This window comes from Janthinobacterium sp. DSP2-3-3 (genome assembly GCF_049897325.1).
In the GTDB taxonomy this organism is placed as follows: Bacteria; Pseudomonadota; Gammaproteobacteria; order Burkholderiales; family Burkholderiaceae_D; genus Janthinobacterium.
The window spans coordinates 110,511-129,827 of the sequence record NZ_JAFCWA010000009.1 but is presented as its reverse complement, the minus strand read 5'-3'; the positions used below and the strand labels follow the sequence as shown (position 1 = coordinate 129,827).

General features: G+C 63.7%; 20 protein-coding genes. 15 read left to right on the top strand and 5 right to left on the bottom strand.

Going from position 1 to position 19,317, the window contains the following annotated elements:
* Window positions 1-38: 38 nt before the first annotated feature.
* Window positions 39-863 carry a hypothetical protein gene (locus ACP7DE_RS18790; protein ID WP_426073502.1) on the bottom strand — a complete coding sequence of 275 codons (825 nt, stop codon included), beginning with the start codon at window positions 861-863 and terminating at the stop codon, window positions 39-41.
* Between the two features lie 75 nt (window positions 864-938).
* On the bottom strand, window positions 939-2,351 hold the full coding sequence (locus ACP7DE_RS18785; protein ID WP_426073501.1) for a caspase family protein: 1,413 nt from the start codon (window positions 2,349-2,351) through the stop codon (window positions 939-941).
* Window positions 2,352-2,538: 187 nt separating this feature from the next.
* Between ACP7DE_RS18785 and ACP7DE_RS18780 the strand changes: the two genes are divergently transcribed.
* The 12 genes from ACP7DE_RS18780 (at window position 2,539) to ACP7DE_RS18725 (ending at window position 15,050) form a co-directional block, all read left to right on the top strand.
* A complete protein-coding gene (locus ACP7DE_RS18780; protein WP_426073500.1) occupies window positions 2,539-3,303 on the top strand; it encodes a hypothetical protein in 765 nt (254 codons plus the stop codon).
* Window positions 3,300-4,331: a hypothetical protein gene (locus tag ACP7DE_RS18775; RefSeq protein ID WP_426073499.1), complete on the top strand. Its 1,032-nt coding sequence runs from the start codon at window positions 3,300-3,302 to the stop codon at window positions 4,329-4,331. The genes ACP7DE_RS18780 and ACP7DE_RS18775 overlap by 4 nt, the downstream gene beginning before the upstream one ends.
* Window positions 4,332-4,365: 34 nt before the next feature.
* Window positions 4,366-5,223 (top strand): hypothetical protein, encoded by an 858-nt coding sequence (locus tag ACP7DE_RS18770; protein ID WP_426073498.1) that lies wholly within the window; start codon window positions 4,366-4,368, stop codon window positions 5,221-5,223.
* A 1-nt stretch (window position 5,224) separates the two neighbouring features.
* The gene (locus ACP7DE_RS18765) at window positions 5,225-6,829 is read left to right on the top strand and encodes a hypothetical protein (RefSeq protein WP_426073497.1); all 1,605 of its coding nucleotides are present in this window, start codon (window positions 5,225-5,227) and stop codon (window positions 6,827-6,829) included.
* Window positions 6,804-7,715, top strand: a complete 912-nt coding sequence (locus tag ACP7DE_RS18760; RefSeq protein ID WP_426073496.1) for a glycerophosphodiester phosphodiesterase — start codon at window positions 6,804-6,806, stop codon at window positions 7,713-7,715. Before ACP7DE_RS18765 ends, ACP7DE_RS18760 begins: the two co-directional genes overlap by 26 nt.
* Window positions 7,716-7,908: 193 nt before the next feature.
* Window positions 7,909-8,934 carry a LacI family DNA-binding transcriptional regulator gene (locus tag ACP7DE_RS18755; RefSeq protein WP_426073494.1) on the top strand — a complete coding sequence of 342 codons (1,026 nt, stop codon included), beginning with the start codon at window positions 7,909-7,911 and terminating at the stop codon, window positions 8,932-8,934.
* A complete protein-coding gene (locus ACP7DE_RS18750) occupies window positions 8,934-10,421 on the top strand; it encodes a sugar ABC transporter ATP-binding protein (RefSeq protein ID WP_426073493.1) in 1,488 nt (495 codons plus the stop codon). The genes ACP7DE_RS18755 and ACP7DE_RS18750 overlap by 1 nt, the downstream gene beginning before the upstream one ends.
* Window positions 10,402-11,421, top strand: a complete 1,020-nt coding sequence (locus ACP7DE_RS18745; RefSeq protein WP_426073492.1) for an ABC transporter permease — start codon at window positions 10,402-10,404, stop codon at window positions 11,419-11,421. The genes ACP7DE_RS18750 and ACP7DE_RS18745 overlap by 20 nt, the downstream gene beginning before the upstream one ends.
* A 103-nt stretch (window positions 11,422-11,524) precedes the next feature.
* Window positions 11,525-12,457 carry a substrate-binding domain-containing protein gene (locus ACP7DE_RS18740; protein WP_426073624.1) on the top strand — a complete coding sequence of 311 codons (933 nt, stop codon included), beginning with the start codon at window positions 11,525-11,527 and terminating at the stop codon, window positions 12,455-12,457.
* 46 nt (window positions 12,458-12,503) lie between these two features.
* On the top strand, window positions 12,504-13,556 hold the full coding sequence (locus tag ACP7DE_RS18735; protein ID WP_426073491.1) for a sugar phosphate isomerase/epimerase family protein: 1,053 nt from the start codon (window positions 12,504-12,506) through the stop codon (window positions 13,554-13,556).
* 9 nt (window positions 13,557-13,565) lie between these two features.
* Window positions 13,566-14,717: a Gfo/Idh/MocA family protein gene (locus ACP7DE_RS18730; RefSeq protein WP_426073490.1), complete on the top strand. Its 1,152-nt coding sequence runs from the start codon at window positions 13,566-13,568 to the stop codon at window positions 14,715-14,717.
* Window positions 14,718-14,726: 9 nt separating this feature from the next.
* Complete coding sequence (locus ACP7DE_RS18725; RefSeq protein ID WP_426073489.1) at window positions 14,727-15,050, top strand: 2Fe-2S iron-sulfur cluster-binding protein; 324 nt, start codon at window positions 14,727-14,729, stop codon at window positions 15,048-15,050.
* A gap of 1 nt (window position 15,051) precedes the next feature.
* Here ACP7DE_RS18725 and ACP7DE_RS18720 read toward each other — a convergent pair whose 3' ends face one another.
* Window positions 15,052-15,363 (bottom strand): hypothetical protein, encoded by a 312-nt coding sequence (locus ACP7DE_RS18720; protein WP_070258491.1) that lies wholly within the window; start codon window positions 15,361-15,363, stop codon window positions 15,052-15,054.
* 102 nt (window positions 15,364-15,465) lie between these two features.
* On the opposite strand from ACP7DE_RS18720, the gene ACP7DE_RS18715 reads away from it, so the two are divergent.
* Together ACP7DE_RS18715 and ACP7DE_RS18710 are read left to right on the top strand one after the other, a co-directional pair.
* A complete protein-coding gene (locus tag ACP7DE_RS18715; RefSeq protein ID WP_426073488.1) occupies window positions 15,466-15,735 on the top strand; it encodes a MoaD/ThiS family protein in 270 nt (89 codons plus the stop codon).
* A gap of 26 nt (window positions 15,736-15,761) precedes the next feature.
* Window positions 15,762-16,859: an exo-alpha-sialidase gene (locus ACP7DE_RS18710; protein ID WP_426073487.1), complete on the top strand. Its 1,098-nt coding sequence runs from the start codon at window positions 15,762-15,764 to the stop codon at window positions 16,857-16,859.
* Here ACP7DE_RS18710 and ACP7DE_RS18705 read toward each other — a convergent pair.
* Window positions 16,832-17,455 carry a TetR/AcrR family transcriptional regulator gene (locus ACP7DE_RS18705; protein ID WP_426073486.1) on the bottom strand — a complete coding sequence of 208 codons (624 nt, stop codon included), beginning with the start codon at window positions 17,453-17,455 and terminating at the stop codon, window positions 16,832-16,834. The two genes, ACP7DE_RS18710 and ACP7DE_RS18705, sit on opposite strands and share 28 nt — an antisense overlap.
* A 157-nt stretch (window positions 17,456-17,612) precedes the next feature.
* On the opposite strand from ACP7DE_RS18705, the gene ACP7DE_RS18700 reads away from it, so the two are divergent.
* The gene (locus ACP7DE_RS18700; protein WP_426073485.1) at window positions 17,613-18,668 is read left to right on the top strand and encodes an MBL fold metallo-hydrolase; all 1,056 of its coding nucleotides are present in this window, start codon (window positions 17,613-17,615) and stop codon (window positions 18,666-18,668) included.
* 7 nt (window positions 18,669-18,675) lie between these two features.
* On the opposite strand, the gene ACP7DE_RS18695 is transcribed toward ACP7DE_RS18700, so the two are convergent.
* Window positions 18,676-18,996, bottom strand: a complete 321-nt coding sequence (locus ACP7DE_RS18695; protein ID WP_426073484.1) for a hypothetical protein — start codon at window positions 18,994-18,996, stop codon at window positions 18,676-18,678.
* Window positions 18,997-19,317: the final 321 nt, after the last annotated feature.

Sequence of the window (19,317 nt, the reverse complement as noted above, 5' to 3'; positions counted from 1 at the left end):
TATTTCCTTTAAAGTAGATGTGTGGGGGAGTGCGGGGCTTAGCCAATGCTCTTGCGTTTGTATTCGCCAACGCCGTAAGCGGCCAGGACAATGCTGGCTGCCAGCACCAGGTAAAAACCGATACCGAACGACAAGCCTTGCCACACTTGCCCCAGCATTTCGCTGGCCATCTGCTCGGCCATGCGGGCCGCGCGGCTACCCATGATGCCGCCCATGGCGTTGCCCGCATCGCTGACGGCGCCCTTGATCTTGATGAACAGCAAGCTGCTGTGGATGACGACGAACAGCAGCGGCGCGCATTTGCCCAGCGCCGCTTTCGGGTGGCTGCTGGCCATGGTGGCGCAGCAGCCGGCAATGGCCAGCAGGAAGAATAATTGTGCGGAGGTAAAACCGCCGCCGCCATCGCGGGCAAAGCTTTCCAGGCTGTCGGCGGACAGGCCCAGCAACTGCCAATAGGTGCGCGAAACGGAGGCGAACAAACGGATGCCGATGGTGTTGAAGACAAAGGCGCCGGCGATCAAGACGCCAAGGCTGGCCAGCACCTTGATGCCCAGCGCCGAGACTGCCTGGCCCCACAGTTGCTGGCCCTTGTCGCGCGCCAGCTTGGCCGCGCCGGCCATCTCTTCCTGCGCCAGTTGCTGCGTCGCCACGGCGCTGACGGTGGCGAGGCTGCCAGCGTCATCGAAGCGCACGTCTACGACGGCGTTGATGGCGGGTGCCACGTCCGAGCGCCAGTGGGTACTGACGTCGAAGGCATGTTGAATACCGGCCACGCTGACGGAACCTTGTCCGCTTGCCTGGTAGGCGAGGATGCGGCCCCGTTGGCCGGTGGTAATGGTTGCTGCCGTGCTCGATGCTTGCATGGGATTTCCCTGGTCACTGTCATGCTGTATTGCATGTACCCCCGGATAACGGGGGCAGTTCAGGGAAATCCAAAATTATTTTGAATTATTTTTTTGCGGCTGCATCAAGTCCTTGGCGGCGCCCTGGTAATCCTTCATCAAGCCCATGAAGGCGTCCTGCAAGTGGCGGGCCGCGTCCTGCCGCGGCGCGCCCGTGCGCCGCGCCAGGTCGAATTTATAGGCGTGGGCGGCCGTGTAGCCCGCCTGCGAGGCGGCGTCCAGCAGCACGCCGGCCCGCTTCAGCGAGGCAGTGTCGCCCTTGACCATCAACAATTCGGCCAGATAGGTCTGGGCAATCGGAAAATCTTTCGCGGCGGCCTTTTCCAGCCACTGCATGCCCGCCTTCGGCTGTTTTACTCCCGCATCGCCGCCGCCGATGCCGTAGCCGAGGGCCGTCAGCGCCACCAGGTCGCCGCCCCGCGCGCGCTTTTCCAGCTGCTGGCGGGGAAACGGCCGGGCCGCGATCTGCATGCGGATTTCATAGTTGATGTCTTGCAGCACGTTACCGGGCCACACTTTCGCGCCCGAGGCGGTGACGGCGGCAGGTGATGCTGGTGGCGGGACTGGCGCCGGGACCGGGGCACGCATGCCGTTGTTGCCCGATGCCAGTACGCCCGGCGTTGGCTGGCTGACGCCCTTGCCGCTGCCCATGTTCAGCACCAGCCGCGCCGACGTTTCACCGAACGAGACGCGCGGCTTTTGCACATCGTGCGTCATGGCGGCTACTCGCGCCGCCACCTGCGAAAAGACGTCGCCCATGGGCAAGCCCGGCGCATCGAGCGCGTCGAGCAGGGCGCTCGTGTAGGGGCTGTTGCGCGAATCGGGCGACCAGAAATCGCGCGCCAGGGCGCCCGGTCCCGCCGAATAGGCGATCACCACGCCGCGTGGCGCTTGCGTGTCGGCAAAGCCGTGGCTGGCCGCGTTGCCGCCGCCGGGAACCACCACGGCGCCACCGCGCGTATATTCCTGGCGGCAAGCGTCGAGGATCAGCACGGCGCCGCGCGCGCCCGTGCGCTGCAAATCGCCCGCCAGGCTGGAAACGGACACGCCCTGCGCGGCAATCGCGGTAGCGCTCAGCGCATTCATGTTGGCGCCCAGCGGCAACACATAATTGGCTTCGCCCGCCTGGGCGCCGTGGCCCGCGTAAAACACGAGGGCGATATCGGCGCCGCGCGCCTGCGTGGAAAACTCGGCCGACGCCTTTTGCAACTGCGCCGCCGTGATATCCGTGCGTAACAGCACTTTAAAGCCCAGGCGGCGCAGGCGTTCGGCCATGGCGCGCGCATCGTTCACGGGATTCAATAGCGGCTGCGGATAGGCCGCGTTGCCGATCACCAGGGCGATGCGCTTGCCGGCAGCAGCTTGCACCGGTGCTGGCACGGCGGCGTGCGCTACGTTGCTGCCCAGTAAAAATAACAGGCTCAAGAACAGGGGAATCAGGCGATGCATCGGCGTCTCGGGAATTGTCGTGAAAATAACAAAAGTTAGCGATTTCCAGTGTGATATGAGAAAATTGCTTAAATGCATTTTACCTTACTGACAAGTTTTTCTTGTCTGGCCAGCGCATAGCTTGATTGCCGGTGCGCGTCGTCGCCGGCCAGTGGCGCGTGCCGCCCAACACACGATCGGACCGGCTGTGCAATCGGAACAATTTGAACGGATTCACGCTTTCTGGACCCGCCGCCCGCAGCTGACGCAAGGCGAGCTGGGCGAGTTTTACCAGCGCGTCATCGCCGCGCTGACGCCGTGCCGCCCGCGCGAGGCGGCATCGCTGGGCGATTCCCTGGCGGATTTGCGCCACCAGTTTTTCATTGAAAAAGTCCTGCACAGCGACAGCGACGCCGCACCCCATCACGTCGGTGCTTTGTTCCTGTACTTCAAGCGCTTCATCATCGACCAGTTGCGTAAGCAGCGCGATGATGAGGATGCCGATGCGCAAGAGGGCTGTGACTTGCGCGCGCCCGACGCCTATGCCGAACCGCTGCGCGACTATCAGCTCACGCCACAGCAGGTGCGCGTAGCGGCCGACAGTTTTATCACCACCTTGTCCCGTGATTTGATCTTGCTGCTGCGTCATTGCGGCTGCGGCGGCATGCCCGTCAAGGAACTGGCCGAGCAGATCGCTTCCGCGCATTACCACGGCGGCAAGCTGGGCCTGGTGCACAAGCAAAAGGGAGATAGCCTCAGCGCGGGACGCCAGATCGTCGAGTCGGCCCACCGCGCTACCCTGCTGGGCAGCTGGGTCTTGACCCTGCTCAAGCTGCGCGTGGGGGACTCCTTGACCGCGCGCGACTTGCAGGCGGCGCAAATAGTTTTGGATATCTTGTGCGTGGCCGCGTTATCCCTGCACCTGGACCCTGCGTCCACTTCTCCCAACATTGATGAAAGGCCACCGGCATGACTGCATTGACGCCCTCGCTGGCCATCGTTGCCGCGCGCCTGCCATCTCCCCCATCTTCCGCCGAACTGCTGGACGCGGAGGTGGCTGGCGATACCCCCGACTGGCGCGGCATCGCCGTGCCGGAACACTTATTGGAACGCTTTGCGCGCCGCAGCGATGCCGCGCCGCTGGCCGCGCGGCCCATCGCGGGTGGACAAATCCATGTGCTGGCGCGCCGCCCCGGCTTTGGCGCCGTGCTGCTCGATGCCTGGGACAGTACGCGGCAGCGCTGGCGCGGCTGGCTCGTCACGCCCGATACGGCGTATGCGGATGCCTGCGGCCTGGTGGTCGAAGAGCGCGACGCGCCCGCCGACCCGCGTGCCGGTCTGGTGCTGTGCGACTTGCCGGTGATTCTGGCCGTGACGGACCTGGGCGCCTGCCTGGGCGTGTTCAGCCAGGAACGCCTGCAGGCGGCGCGCTGGCTGGAAACGCATGGCCGAGCGAATCGGGCCGCCAGCGCACCGGGCGTGATCGCCCGCGTGGCCTTGCCCGGCGACGACTATGCGCTGACGGGCACGCCGCTGTCGAGCGAGCTGGGCAAGGATGGCCGCGTGGCGTACCGGCAATTGCTGCGCCAGGGGCTGCAGCAGTTGCAGATCGCTTCGGCTGATGCGCTTGCACCGGTGTCGAAACCTGTGCAGGCGGCCAATGCGAATCGCTGGCTGAAGATCGTCACCGCCGTGGCCGCCAGCGTGATGGTGGTGCAATCGGCGTGGTTGTTCCTGCCGAAAGAGGGCGCCGTCGTCGGCAATGCGGAGTTCCGCAATGGTGCTCCACAGCGCAGCGGCGTCGAGACGGGCGTGCGCACGCGCGTGCTGTTCCGCGCCGAGGCCACAGAGGTGGAAATCCGCACGTGGCTGCAGCGCGAGCAGCTGGAAATTGTCGCCGGGCCGGACACCCTGGGCGCCTTTACCCTGCTGTCGCGCGACCGCCAGAAAGTCTTGCCGCCACCTGGCCCGGGCAATCCGCTAGCCGTGATCAATCCCTGAATTCAAAAATAAGAGAAAGTTATCAAGCATGACAATGTATAAGAGTTTTGCATCTGCCCGCTGGCGCAAGCTGGTCCTGAGTTTGGCCGCCGGCGTCCTGTTGACGGGTTGCGCCATGACGCCGAATGGCCGTGGCGGCGTGATGGTGGGCCTGGATACGGCCGAGTTGTTCGGCACGCCGATGTCCACCTTCCGCTTGCGCGACGGCACGGAAGGCACTTTGCGCAAGGATCCGAAAGGCAAGTATTCGATCAAGCTGTCGCAGGCTTTTCGCGTCGTGCCGCTGGACAAGGCCATCACGGCCCGCGTGGCGCGCGTGGAAAACGTGGGCGAGCGCACCGTGGTGATCGTGGAAACGAAGGAGCGCAACTGCGCCTACCGCTATGAAGTGCTGGCTTTCCAGGGCACGGACGTGCTGCAGTGGACGGTGGGCAATTGCAAGGACCGCCCCCGCGTGGAACTGGCGTCGGACGCAAAATCGCTGAATATCGACTTTCCCAACTACAACCGTTTGTCGCGCATGATCTACACGGACAATCGCCTGCTGAACGCCAGCGTGGCCGTGCCGCCCGGCGTCGATACGCGCGCACAGCCGTTTGCCGACGATGCCTTGCGCGCCACAGGTCCCGTCATCGCCACCCTGCCTGGGAGCGGCAGCGACAGCGGGCGCGTGATCCCGGCACCGCCTGCCGCCGCCCCGGCACCTTCCGCCGCGCCGAAAGCGGGCAGCCGCGCCAGCGCCAAGCCGCGCCGCCAGGAGAGCCAGGCCAGAGCGGCGGCGCCCGCCGTCAGCAGCCTGCCCGCGCAGCGCAGCGCAGCTTCTGCGCCGGCGGCGCCGATGATCTTCCAGGCCGAAGAGATCAAGCCCGTCGTCATCGATTTGAGGAAATAGGATGGCCGCGAGTTTGCGCAGTCTGCAGATCCGGCAGACCTTGATCCTGATCGTCCTGACGATTATTTACCTGTGCTTCGAGCTGGGCTTCAATGCCCGCTTGCTCGACGTGGTGGGCGGCAACGTCAAGCCGGAAGACGTGGAAGGCGTGGAATTCTATGGCCGCAGCCTGTCCGGCATCGCCGCCGCGTTGGTGGTGTTGCAGCTGATGTGGCGCCGCCGGCTGAAGAACAATGGCAGCGGCCCTGGCTGGCTAAAAATCATCGTCTGCTGCGTGGTCACGGCCGGCGTTGTCTTCGGCGTGCTGAAAACCACGGTGAATGTGCTGGTCAACACGCGCGACGCGGAATTTCGCCGCCTGGCCTTCAACACCACTTTGCTGCAGCGTTCGCTGGTAGGCGGCAGCTTGCAACTGCAGGGCCTGGTCGACGATCCCACCCTGTTCGCCAAGCCGGAAGGCAAGTCCTTCCTGGCCCTGTTCCCCTTCCTGGCTGTGTCGGTGCGGCATCTTGACGAGCGCATGGGGCCGGCCAAGGAGCAGCTGGTGCGCGCCAACCTGCGCCAGGTGGCGGGCGGCCCGTCCGGCTATTATGATAAATATCAAGAAGCCATGCGCGAGCTGGCCGGCAAGTGGGAACTGTATGCGGGCATCATCCCCGATAGCGATGCCGGCTTGCGGGCCAAGCAGCAATCCTCGTGGCAGGAGTATGTGAGCAGCCTGTCGCGGCGTGGCTGGCAGCCGCACTCCGTGCCGATGCGGCGCCAGGCGGCCGTCGTCAATAATGTGCGCAAGAAAGTGCCCGTGCTTGCCAACTGGCGTACTGATGACGAGCAGGGCTTCCGCGCCGCCGTCAAGCGCCGCTACACGGCCGAGGCGGCCAGCAAGGGCGTTACCGTGCGCGGTGAGCGCATTCCGCCGGGCTTGCCGTTTGCCGCCTTTGTCGTGCGCCCCGGCGTGCAGGCGGAACTGCGCGAAGCCTTGAAACTGCCGGCCAGCGCCACGGTGCAGGCATCGTATGCGAGTCCCGCCGAGTTCGGGCGCCTGTTCGAGCAGTTCCTGGATCGCCAGACGGCGGAAAAACTGGTGGAATACCGCGCCAGCCGCCCGGATTTTGAAGCGGGCGGCAGGTTCTTCCATGAAGGCAAGGAAGCGGCGCGCGCCGCCATCGTGCCGCCCGTGGCCCTGTTTTTCTCGCTGCTGGGCGCCATCGGCCACTTTTCCAAATTGCTGTACTTGATCGCCACCGTCGTATTATTGCTGCTGGCCATGCGCCGTGGCGAGCAGGCGGGTGCCGATGGACAGCTGAGCCGTCGTTCCGCCTGGATCGCCACGGGCGTGCTGGCGACGGCCTTTGCGGGCATCTGGGGCATGCTGTCCATTCTCGACAACAACGTCACGCGCAGCGACTTGTTCCGGCAAATGCTGGACTGGACGCGCCAGGGCGAGCCCGACAGCACGCGCTGGAATCTCGCCGGCAAGGCCATCCTGGCCAATATCACGCACGTCGTGGCGGTGGGGCAGGGCTACAGCTACCCCGTCAACGAAGCGATCCGCATCCATGTTTTGCAGGGAATTCATTATGGCTATCATCCGGGACAACAATAAGGCGGCCGCACTGGCTTTGCTGCTCTGCATGGCCAGTACGTTTGTCCAGGCCGACTGCCTGGGCATGAAGGTGCATGCCCACCGCGGCGCCGGCAATGCGCCGGAAAACTCGCTGAGCGCGCTGCGCAACACGTATTTCGGCACCTGGGACGGCGTCGAGACGGATTTGCAGCTGCTGGGCGACGGCAGCTGGGTGGTGCACCACGATCTGTTGACGGGGAGAGTCGTCGACACGGGATCGCCCCGCACCGTGAAACAACTGACGGCCGACGACTGGCGCGCCGCCAGCATGAAGAACCGCGGCGCGCTGACGGCGGAAACGCCGCCGTTCGTCAGCGATATTGCCGACCTGGCGACGGCGTTCCCGAATAAAACCCTGAATGCGGAAATCAAGGATGTCGTTTCGTCGTGCGCGCCCATCGCAACTTTGGTGGGGCAGTTGCGTGCGAACATCAAGCATGGCAACTGGTTCTTGACCTCGGGCGTGCCGAATAACCTGGCTTGTGCGCGCCGCGCCGATCCGCAAGGCTACCTGGGCCTGCTCGTGTTTGACGCGCGCAATGCGCAGGCGGCCGGCGCGAACCGAGTCAGCCGCTATATCGCAAAAAATGCCCGTCCGCCCAAGCTCGACAAGCCGTGGCTGCGGCGCGTGCAGCAGCAGATCGGCTTGCCCGCCGGCGTGCACGTGGATGCGCGCAGCCTGGATGCCAATCCGAATTTGCTGGGCGACGCTGCCAGCCTGAACATGCCCGTTTTCGTGTACGCCGTCGATGGCGACTCGGCCCTGGCCGCGTCCTTGCTGCGCGCCCAGCAGCGTAGCCACCGCTGGCCCAGCGGCGTCATTCTTGACGGCAATCCCGAAACGTTTTGCGCGATGATGAAATAAGTTATCCCTGATCTGCGATACGGTGGTTTTGCCGTGCAGCAGAGCGCCTTGCCGCCCCAGAAATAGCAGCGTCCAACGGCCCGCGCCGGGCCAGTTTTTGCACATCTTTTGCGCACCGCAGCATCGATAATGTTTGCATCGCGTGCGTGACTGGCTTATAAATGTAATCGATTACATTTTTCTGAAAAGCGCCATGCCCGCAGCCGTTCCATCACCTTTGCCCACAGAAACCGTCTCCATCAGCGCCGTTGCCGCGCATGCGGGGGTGTCGGTGGCCACCGTCTCGCGCGTGATGAACGAGCAGGCTGGAGTGCGGGCGCCCACGCGCGACAAGGTGCTCGCTTCCGTGGCCGCGCTCGGCTACCGCATGAACCATCTGGCGCGCAGCCTGCGCACGGCGGAGAGCCGCATGCTGCTCACCATGGTGCCCGACGTGGGCAACCCCTTCTATGCGCAGATCGTGCGCGGCATCGATACGGTGGCGCGCGAACACGGTTACTTTGTGCTGCTGTGCGACACGGGCGCCGACGCGGGCCGCGAGCGCTCCTATTTCGACTTGCTGCGCATGCACCGCGCCGATGGCGCCATCTGCCTGGACCCGGACACGGTGCAGCATGCCTTGTCGCATGAATCCGTCAGCCTGCCGTGGGTGGCTTGCTGCGAATTCGACCCCGCCGTGGCCGTGCCCTATGTCGGCATCGATAACCACCGGGCCGCTTCTGACGCCGTTGCGCACTTGCTGTCGCGCGGCCACACGCGCATCGGCCTGATCAATTCCGATGAACGCTATCTGTACGCGCGGCAACGCCAGCAAGGCTATCTGGACACCCTGGCCGCCGCCGGCCTGCCCGTGCAGCCGCAGTGGGTGCATACGGTGCAAAGCCTCGATTACGAAGCGGGCACGGCCGCCACTTTGCGGATGATGGCGGGACCGGATGCGCCGACGGCCATCTTTGCCGTGTCCGACACCCTGGCCATCGGCGTGCTGAGCGCGCTGCGCCAATTGAAAAAACGCGTGCCCGAGGATGTGGCCGTCATTGGCTTCGACGATATCGCCATCGCCGCGCAGATCGATCCCGGTCTCACCACCATCGCGCAACCGATGCGCGAGCTGGGCGAGACGGCGGCGCGCTTGCTGCTGCAGCGGCTGGCGGATCCTGCCGCACGGGTACCTGGGGTGTTACTCAACCATAACTTGGTCTTGCGAGGGAGTGCATAGTGAGCGTTGCCGTCGGTTTCGAGGGGGTCTGCAAGGATTTCGGCCCCGTGCGCGTCTTGCATGGCGTCAGTTTCAGCCTGGCACCCGGGCGCGTGTATGGCTTGCTGGGCGAAAACGGCGCCGGCAAGTCGACCCTGATGAAAATCCTCGCCGGCTACGAGAGCGTGAGCGAAGGGCAATTGCTGATCGATGGCCAGCCCCGGCATTTCACCAGTTCGCGCGCGGCGGAGCTTGCTGGCATCGTGTTGATCCACCAGGAATTCAACCTGGCCGAGCACTTGACGGTGGCGCAGAACATGTTCCTGGGCCACGAAAAGACGCGCGGCTGGCTGCTCGACGAAGCCGCCATGCGTGAAGAAGCGTCGCGCTATTTGAAACAAGTGGGCCTGGATGTGTCGCCTGACACGAAAATCCGCGACCTGATTGTCGCCGAGAAACAGCTTGTGGAAATCGCCAAGGCCCTGTCGCGCCGCGCTCGCTTTTTGATCATGGATGAACCGACGGCCACCCTGACGTCGTCGGAAACACAGCGATTGTTCGCCGTCATGGCGCAGCTGAAAGCGGACGGCGTCACCATCCTGTATATCTCGCACAAGCTCGACGAAGTGGAGCGCAACACGGACGAGGTCATCGTCATGCGCGACGGGCGTTTCGTCACGCGCGAGCCGACGGCCAGCCTCACGCGCCAGCAGATGGCGAACCTGATGGTGGGGCGCGAATTGTCGGACATGTTTCCCGCGAAAGCAGCACTGGCCTCCGATGCTCCCGTGCTCTTGAAAGTTGAAGGCTTGTCCGTTCCCGGCTGGTCCAGGGATCTGTCGTTCGAGGTGCGCGCCGGCGAGGTGCTCGGCTTTGCGGGCCTGGTGGGCGCGGGGCGCACGGAATCGTTCGAGGCGCTGCTGGGCTTGCGTCCGCGCAGCGCGGGCACGATCGAGCTCAATGGCCAGCTGGTGGATATCCGTACCCCCAAGCAGGCCATGCAGCACGGCATGACGTATTTGAGCGAAGACCGCAAGGGCAAGGGCTTGCACGTGAACCTGGGTTTACGGGAAAACCTCACCATGATGACGATGGAGCGCTATGCGCGGCCCTGGCTGAACTTGAAAGCGGAAAAGGGGGCGCTGGCCAAGGCAGTCGGGGATTTCAATATCCGCACGGGCGACCTCGACAGCCGCGCGCGCATGCTGTCCGGCGGCAACCAGCAAAAGCTGGCGCTGGCCAAATACCTGCATTCGGACCCGCGTGTCGTCGTGCTCGATGAACCGAGTCGCGGCGTGGACGTGGGCGCCAAGCGCGACATTTATTTTTTGATCCACCGTCTGGCCGCCGAAGGGCGCGCCGTGATCGTGATCTCGTCCGAACTGATCGAATTGATAGGCTTGTGCCACCGCGTGGCGGTGATGCGCGCCGGCACCTTGCAAGCCACCCTGGCTGCTGACCACCTGACCGAAGAGGAGTTGATTGCCCATGCAACCGGCACGCACTGACACCACCGTATCCCCGATTGCCGCTGCCGTTGCCAGCTTCGGCGCGCGCATCAAGGGCTTTGGCCCCGTGCTGGGCCTGCTGGCCCTGTGCATCGCGGGCACCTTGCTCAATGGCGACTTCGCCACCCTGGATAACCTGATGAACGTGCTTACGCGCACGGCCTTCATCGGCATCATCGCCGTCGGCATGACCTTCGTCATCATTTCCGGCGGCATCGACCTGTCCGTCGGCTCCATGGCGGCCCTGATCGCCGGCTGCATGATCTATTTCATGAATGCGCTGGCGCAAGGCGCGGGGGGGAGCCTGGCGCCGATCACCATGCTGGTGCTGGGCATCGCCATGGCCCTGGTGCTGGGCGCGGGATTCGGCCTGATGCACGGCTTGTTGATCAGCAAGGGCAATATCGAGCCGTTCATCGTTACGCTGGGCACGCTCGGCATCTTCCGCGCCGTGCTGACCTACCTGGCCGATGGCGGCGCGCTGACCCTGGACGCCACCCTGTCCGAGCTGTACAGCCCCGTGTATTACACGAGCGTGCTGGGCGCGCCGATACCGATCTGGATTTTCCTGTTCGTCGCGGCGGCCGGCGCCATCATCCTGAACCGCACGACGTTTGGCCGCCATGTGCAGGCGATTGGTTCCAACGAGCAAGTGGCGCGCTATGCGGCCATCAATGTCGACAAGGTCAAGATCGCCACCTACATGCTGCTGGGTATCTGCGTGGGCATCGCCACGGTGCTGTATGTGCCGCGCCTGGGTTCGGCCACGCCGACCACGGGCTTGCTATGGGAACTCGAAGCGATTGCCGCCGTCGTCGTCGGCGGCACGGCCCTCAAGGGGGGAGAAGGGCGCATCGTCGGCACCGTGATCGGCGCCATCCTCTTGTCCGTGATCAGCAATATCCTGAATTTGACCAGCATCATCAGTGTCTACCTGAATGCCGCAGTGCAAGGCGTGGTGATCATCGCCGTCGCCTTCCTGCAGCGAGGCCGCAAATAAAAACACAGCGGCGTTCTGAAAGGGCAGCCAACGGGCGCCCACAACCTTGGAGGAGAGCAGCATGAAGAGCTTTATACGGGTAGCAGGGATGGCAGTGCTGGTGATGCAGGCGTGGGCGCTGCCGAGTGCGCAGGCCGCCGCGAATGTGGAAAATAAGCTGGTGGTGGGCGTGGCCATACCCACGGCCACGCACAGTTTCACGTCGGGCATCGTGTGGTGGGCGAACCAGGCCAAGGCGGAGCTGGAAAAAGCCCATCCGGGCCTGAAAATCATCGTCAAGACGGCCGCCACGGCGCCCGAGCAGGCGAACCAGTTGCAGGACATGTTGACGGTGAACAAGATCAACACCCTGGTGATCTTCCCCATCGAATCGGCCTCCCTGACGCAGCCCGTGGCGCAAGTCAAAAACAAGGGCGTGTATGTGACGGTGGTCGACCGCGGCTTGACGAACACGCAGTCGCAAGATGCGTACATCGCCGGCGACAACACGGCCTTCGGCAAGCTGCCGGCCGAGTATCTGGCGAAAAGTTTAAACGGCAAGGGCAATATCGTCGCGCTGCGCGGCATGCCAACCACCCTGGACAACGAGCGCTACGATGCGTTTTCTGCCGTGATGAAGGGCCATCCCGAGATCAAGGTGCTGGACGCCAAGTACGGCAACTGGAACCGCGACGATGCCTTCAAGGTCATGCAGGATTACCTGACCCGCTTCAAGCACATCGACGCCGTCTGGGCCGCCGATGACGACATGGCCATCGGCGTGCAAAAGGCCATCGCGCAAGCCAAGCGCACGGACATCAAGCAAGTGTTCGGCGGCGCGGGTGCGAAGGGCGCCGTGAAGAAGATCATGGACGGCTCCGACCCGCTGATCGTGGCCGACGTGTCGTACTCGCCCAAGTTCATGTACGACGCCATCAAGCTGACGACGGAAGCGCGCCTGAAAGGTGATAAATTGCCGGCCAATATCATCATTCCGTCGGTGCTGATCACGCGCGAGAATGCCAAGCAGTTCTACTTTCCGAACTCGCCTTTTTAACTGACACTCCCCCAGGGCCAGCGTCCCGGGGGCTAAAGGATTCCGCATGAAAACCATCCAGGGCCCGGCCATTTTCCTGGCCCAGTTTCTCGGCGATGCGCCGCCGTTCGACTCGCTCGAACACTTGGCGCAATGGGCGGCCGGCCTGGGCTACAAGGGCTTGCAGCTGCCCACGGCGCCGCGCTTGTTCGATCTGGAACAGGCGGCTGCCAGCCAGCAATATTGCGACGACGTGAAGGTTCTGCTGGCACGTCACGGCTTGCAGGTGACGGAACTGTCGACGCATTTGCAGGGCCAGCTGATCGCCGTGCATCCCGCCTACGACGCGCTGTTTGATGGCTTTGCGCCCGAACACGTGCGTGGCGATCCCGCTGCCCGCACGGCCTGGGCCACGCAGCAATTGCTGTGGGCGGCCACCGCCTCGCAGCGCCTGGGTTTGCAGGCCCACGTGACGTTTTCCGGCGCGCTGGCCTGGCCCTACCTGTACCCGTGGCCGCAGCGCCCCGCCGGCCTGGTGGAAACGGCATTCGCGGAACTGGCGAAACGCTGGCTGCCCATCCTCGATGCGTTTGACGTGGCCGGCGTGGACCTCTGCTATGAATTGCATCCGGGCGAGGACTTGCACGATGGCGTGACGTTCGAGCGCTTCCTGGCCGCCGTCAATGATCACCCGCGCGCATCGATTTTGTACGACCCCAGCCACTTCGTGCTGCAGCAGCTCGATTATCTCGCCTTCATCGACATTTATCACGCGCGCATCAAGGCTTTCCATGTAAAAGATGCGGAATTCCGGCCCAACGGGCGCCAGGGTGTGTATGGCGGCTATGGCGACTGGCAAGACCGCGCCGGGCGCTTCCGCTCGCTGGGCGATGGGCAGATCGATTTCAAGGCGATCTTTTCGAAGATGGCGCAATACGACTTTCCCGGCTGGGCCGTGCTGGAGTGGGAATGCTGTTTGAAACATCCCGAGGATGGGGCGGCCGAAGGGGCGCGCTTCATCCGCCAGCACATCATCCACGTGGCCGAGCACGCGTTCGACGATTTTGCGGGCAGTGCGGTTGACCAGGATCAAATTCATCACTTGCTTGGCTTGAAATAAGGAGACGACATGCAGCGACGCTTACGGCTGGGCATGGTAGGGGGCGGACAGGGCGCATTTATTGGCGCCGTGCACCGCATCGCGGCACGCATCGATGACCAGTATGAACTGGTGGCGGGCGCCCTGTCGTCCGACCCGGAGCGTGCGCGCGAGAGCGGCGCCGCGCTGCACCTGGCGCCCGAACGCAGCTATTGCGATTACCGTGCCATGGCACAAGCGGAGGCTGCGCGCCCGGACGGCATCGAAGCGGTGGCCATCGTCACGCCCAACCATTTACACGCGCCCGTCGCCACGGCCTTTCTGGAAGCGGGCATCCACGTAATTTGCGACAAGCCGCTGGGCATTTCGCTGGCGGAAGGCCAAGCCTTGGCGGCGCTGGCGCAACGTCAGAACCTGCTGTTTGCGCTTACGCATACCTACAGCGGCTATCCGCTGCTGCGCCATGCGAAAGCCATGGTCGAGGCGGGCGAGATCGGCGAGCTGCGCCTCGTGCAAGTCGAGTATTCGCAAGATTGGCTGGCCGAGGCGATTGCGGTAGGCGGGTTGAAGCAGGGTAACTGGCATAACGACCCGCACAAGGCTGGTCCCGGCGGCACCCTGCTCGACGTGGGCTTGCACGCCTATCACCTGGCGCAATTCGTCAGCGGCTTCACGCCGCAATCCGTGCTGGCGGAATTGTCGACCTTTGTTCCGAACCGCACGCTGGACGACCACGTGCAGGTAATGTTGCGCTATGCGAATGGCGCCAAGGGCACGCTGTGGGCCAGCCAGGTGGCGACCGGTTGCGAAAACACAGTGCGCCTGCGCTTGTTTGGCAGCAAGGCGCAGCTGGACTTTGACCAGGAACAGCCGAACGAACTATGGGTTACGCCGCAGGGCGGCAACCGCCAGCTGCTGCGCCCGGGCCGGGTCGACAGTGCGGCCGCGCGCCACGCCACGCGCGTGCCGGCCGGCCACCCGGAAGGCTACCTGGAAGCGTTCGCCCAGCTCTACCTGGATGCGGCCCTGGCCATCCGCGCTCTGCAAGCGGGCTTGCCCGTGCCCGAGGCGGCGCGCTGGCTGCCGACGGTGGCCGATGGCGTGGCGGGCCTGGCCTTTGCCGAAGCCGTGCTGCGCAGCCACGCGGCGGGTGCCAGCTGGAGCACGCTGGCGGACTGTTAAACTGGGCGCATGAGCGCGCCCTTTACCACCACCACCTTTACCATCGCCACGTTTACTATCACTATCCTCCCGCAAGGCTGGCAATTCACGGCCGAGGCCGGCACTACTGTGCTGGCCGCCGCCGAGCTGGCCGGCATTCGCCTGCTCAGTTCCTGCCGCAACGGCACCTGTCGTACCTGCCTGTGCCACATGCCCGAAGGAAAGATACGCTACACGGTGGACTGGCCCGGCATCAGTCCCGATGAGCGGCTCGACGGCTACATCCTGCCCTGCGTGGCCGTGGCCGAAAGCGATCTCACGGTGCAGGCGCGCGCTGTGCGCACGGGTGTCTAATTCACGACGGCTTGCCGCCCTTGAGGCGCTGCAGCAGCGCGTCCACGCTGTCGCTGACGGGCAAGCCGTGGCGGCGCAGCAGTTGCACGTGCAGCACCAGGTTTTCCAGCACCAGCTTAGCGGCCACGGCCAGCAGGGCCAGGTTGCGGTCTTCCGGGCTGAAACTTTCCATCGCATCAGCCATCTCGCACAGGTGATTGGCGATCAATCCGCGCAATTCCTGCTCGTCGAAAGGCAGGTCGGCAAAATCGATGGGGTCGGCCACTTCCACTTCCTGCATCAGCACCGCTAATTCTTCCGGGGTAATCGTCATGCCTGGCCTCCTTGTGTGCTTGCCGCTATTTTAGCGGTAACGCCATTGTATCGTCGGCAAAGCGGACTAGAATGAGTCCAGGCCGACGACGTCGAAGGCAGCATGGCGCACTTGCATTTTACCCAACAACTGGCACGTTTCATGGACGTCCCCACCATGGACGTGGCTGCGCCGCGCCTGAGCGCCGCCCTCGATGCCGCGTTTGCGCAGCAGCCGCGCCTGCGCGGTTACGTGCTCGACGAGCAGGGGGCCTTGCGTCCGAATGTGGTGATCTTCATCGATGGGGCGCGCTGCCGCGAACGGCGCGTGCTCGACGACGCCCTGCGGCCCGACAGTCAGGTGTATATCTTGCAGGCACTTTCCGGAGGTTAATCATGGGGCAAGGCATGGAACGAGGCATGGAACAACGCGCGTATCTCGGCACCCGCAAGGGCTTGTTCCAGTTCGATGTCGACGCGGCTGGCGTCTGGCAGCTGGCGCTGGTGCAGTTTGCCGGCGATCCCGTCTCCATGCTGCTGCACGATAGCCGCGACGGCACCCTGTACGCGGCCCTGAACTTGGGCCACTTCGGCGCCAAACTGCACCGCCTGGACAGCGGCAGTTCCACCTGGCAAGAGGTCGCCGTGCCCGCCTACCCCGTCAAGCCGGAAGACAGCACCGATACCGTGAACTGGACCTTGCAGCAGGTCTGGTCGCTGGCGGCCGGCGGTGCAGACCAGCCCGGCGTCTTGTGGGCGGGGACCCTGCCTGGTGGCCTGTTCCGCTCCAGCGACCGCGGCGACAGCTGGCAACTGGTGGAGTCTTTGTGGAACGTGCCGCAGCGGGCGCAGTGGTTTGGCGGCGGCTACGACGTGCCCGGCATCCACAGCATTTGCGTCGATCCGCGCGACAGCCGCAAGGTGCTGGTCGGCATTTCCTGCGGCGGCGTCTGGCAAACCCTGGACGGTGGCACCAGTTGGGCCTTGAGCGCGACGGGCATGCGGGCCGATTACATGCCGCCCGAGCTCGATGAAAACGAAGCCGTGCAAGATCCGCACCGCATCGTGCGCAGCGCCGGCACGCCCGAGGCGCTGTGGTGCCAGCACCATAACGGCATCTGGCGCTCGCACGATGCGGGTTGGCATTGGCAGGAAGTGAGCACGGCGCCGCTGTCGCATTTCGGCTTTGCCGTGGCCGTGCATCCGCGTGATGGCGACACGGCCTGGTTCGTGCCGGCGCAGGCGGACGTGCTGCGCATTCCGCATGACGGCGCGCTGGCCGTCACGCGCACGCGCGACGGCGGCAAAACTTTCGACGTCTTGCGCGCGGGATTGCCGCAGCAGCATTGCTACGACCTGGTGTACCGCCACGGGCTGGCGCTGGCCGACGACGGGCGCAGCCTGCTGATGGCCTCGACCACGGGCGGCGCCTGGTATTCCGGCGATGAGGGCGAGCATTGGCAGACGCTGTCTGCCCATTTGCCGCCCGTTTATGCGGTCTGTTTTGCCACGCCGTAGTAGCACAGGAAGATATCGACGGCCAGTTCCGTCACTTCGCGTCGGCGTGCCGGGCCCAGCAGAGGCTCACCCAGGGTGATCTGCGGCCAGAAGGCAAAGGTCTTCAGTGGCGACATCAGCAGGTGCGCCACTTCCAGCGTCTCGCCCGCCTTGATGCGCCCATCTTGCTGCGCCGCACGGATCCAGATATTCAAGCCCGTTTCCTTTTCATTCAAGCGCGCCACCATGGCTTGCGCCCGTTCGGGCGAGTGGATGGTTTCGCCAAAGATCACGCGCGCCAGGTCGATGAATGCCGCGTCGCATAGCAAGGCCATTTTCTGCTCGACCAGGGCCAGCACCTGCGGGCGCAGCGGCTGGTCGGCAACATAAGGCACGGCAGGCTGGGCCATGCTGCTTTCCCACATGCGCTGCAGGATTTCCGCGAACAACTCGTCCTTGCTGGGGAAGTGGTTGTACACGGTGCGCTTGGAAACGGCAGCCGTGGCGGCGATCTTGTCCATGCTGGTCGCGTCAAAACCGTGCTCGCGAAACTCGGCGATGGCGGCATCGACGATGGCGACGCGCTTGCGGTCGGTGAGGCGTTGCGGTGCGGCCATGGCGGGAAATCTCCTTTGAAAACAATATTTTACACCTCTTGGTTTACTTTGCTAGAAATAGGAACTACACTGTGTAGTGTAATTTAATTCTTGTTAATTCTTTACCGGGCCGCATATGCACTTGCACCGCATCTTATTCTTGGGAGTTCTGATCATCATGAGTTCTTGCACCTTGCGCGCCGCACCTGCCGCGCCCGCTTCTTCCTCAACCTTGTCACCACAACGCCATGAAGGCAAGTTTCGCAATCCCGTGCAGATGCATAAACTGGACACGGCTGCAACGCTCAAGCTGATGTGGACATTTTTCTTTGATAAGCCCGACAGCACGGTGCCCGCTGCAGCCGTACCCGTGCAAGCCTTGAGCCAGGCGCAGTTGCTGGCCGCACCCGACAACAGCCTGTTTCGCCTCGGCCACTCGACCCTGCTATTCAAACTCAACAACGAGTTCTTCCTCACCGACCCCGTGTTTTCCGAGCGCGCCTCGCCGGTGCAGTGGGCGGGACCGAAGCGTTTCCACCAGCCGCCCATCAGCATCGCCGATCTGCCGCCGATCAAGGCCGTGATCCTGTCGCACGACCATTACGATCACCTCGACCATGCTGCCGTGCTGCAACTGGCCGCCAAGACCGAGCACTTCGTCACGCCGCTGGGCGTGGGCGATACCCTGATTCAATGGGGCGTGCCAGCGGCCAAGGTGCAGCAGTTCGACTGGTGGCAGGGCACGACAATTTCCGGTGTGAAACTGGTGGCGACACCATCACAACATTTCTCGGGACGCGGCTTATTTGATGGCAATCAAACCCTGTGGGCGTCGTGGGTCATCGACGCGCCGGACGTGCGCGTGTTTTTTAGCGGCGACTCCGGCTATTTCGGCGGTTTCAAGCAGATCGGCGACAAGTACGGGCCGTTTGACGTGACCATGATCGAAACGGGCGCGTATGACAAGCTCTGGCCGGACGTGCACATGCAGCCGGAGGAAACCCTGCAAGCCCACCTGGACTTGCGCGGCAAGTGGCTGATGCCCGTACATAACGGCACCTTTGACCTGGGCTTACATGCCTGGCATGAACCGTTCGACCGCATCACGGGGCTGGCAGCGAAGCAGGGCGTGAACCTGGCCACGCCGCAGATGGGCGAGGCGGTCGACCTGACGCAGCCGCAGAAGGGTGACAAGTGGTGGCTGGCGATGCTGGAAGAGGAAATGGCGAAGTAAGCTTGCTTTACGCCGTCACGTCGATCAGACGGCCCAGGGTCTGGCCATAGCTGTTCAGCTGGGGCGTGCTTTTCGCCGTCGCGGGGGCTGCTTGCTGTGGCACGGCCACCTTGATCGCCTGGTCCAGCCGCGGCGCCTTGATGGCGGCCGGGGCTTGCTGGCTGCTGCGCTGCGTCTGGCTTAGCGATTCCTGTTCCCGCGCCAGCGACTGTCGGCTTTGCGCCAGCTGTTCACTGTCGCGTCGTACCTGGTTCTGGCCTTGTTCGACGCGCTGTTGCGCCGTGGCCAGCGAGGCTTGCAGATTGTTGACGGACGTTAGCGTGACCACATTGTTCACCTTTGAAAGTATGCCCAGGCGTGCGCAGGAGAGGAAAAGTCAGGCCGGGGGGGCGCAACATGTCTGCAGGTAATCTTTACCTGAATCAAGAGTAGGACAAATTCTCGCATAGTTCCAGCTAATTATGCTTTCTTGATAATTTTTTTCTGCGCGCCTGATGTTGCAAACCCGGCACGCCGAAGCTGGCACCCTACTTGGTAAAGTGAGTACCCGCTGTCGCTTGCAGCCATTCTTAGTCAGCCATGAACGCTGCCATGCTGTGGACGAAGCAGACATGGCCGTCTTTAAAAAGTACTTTCTAGAGTGTCAATA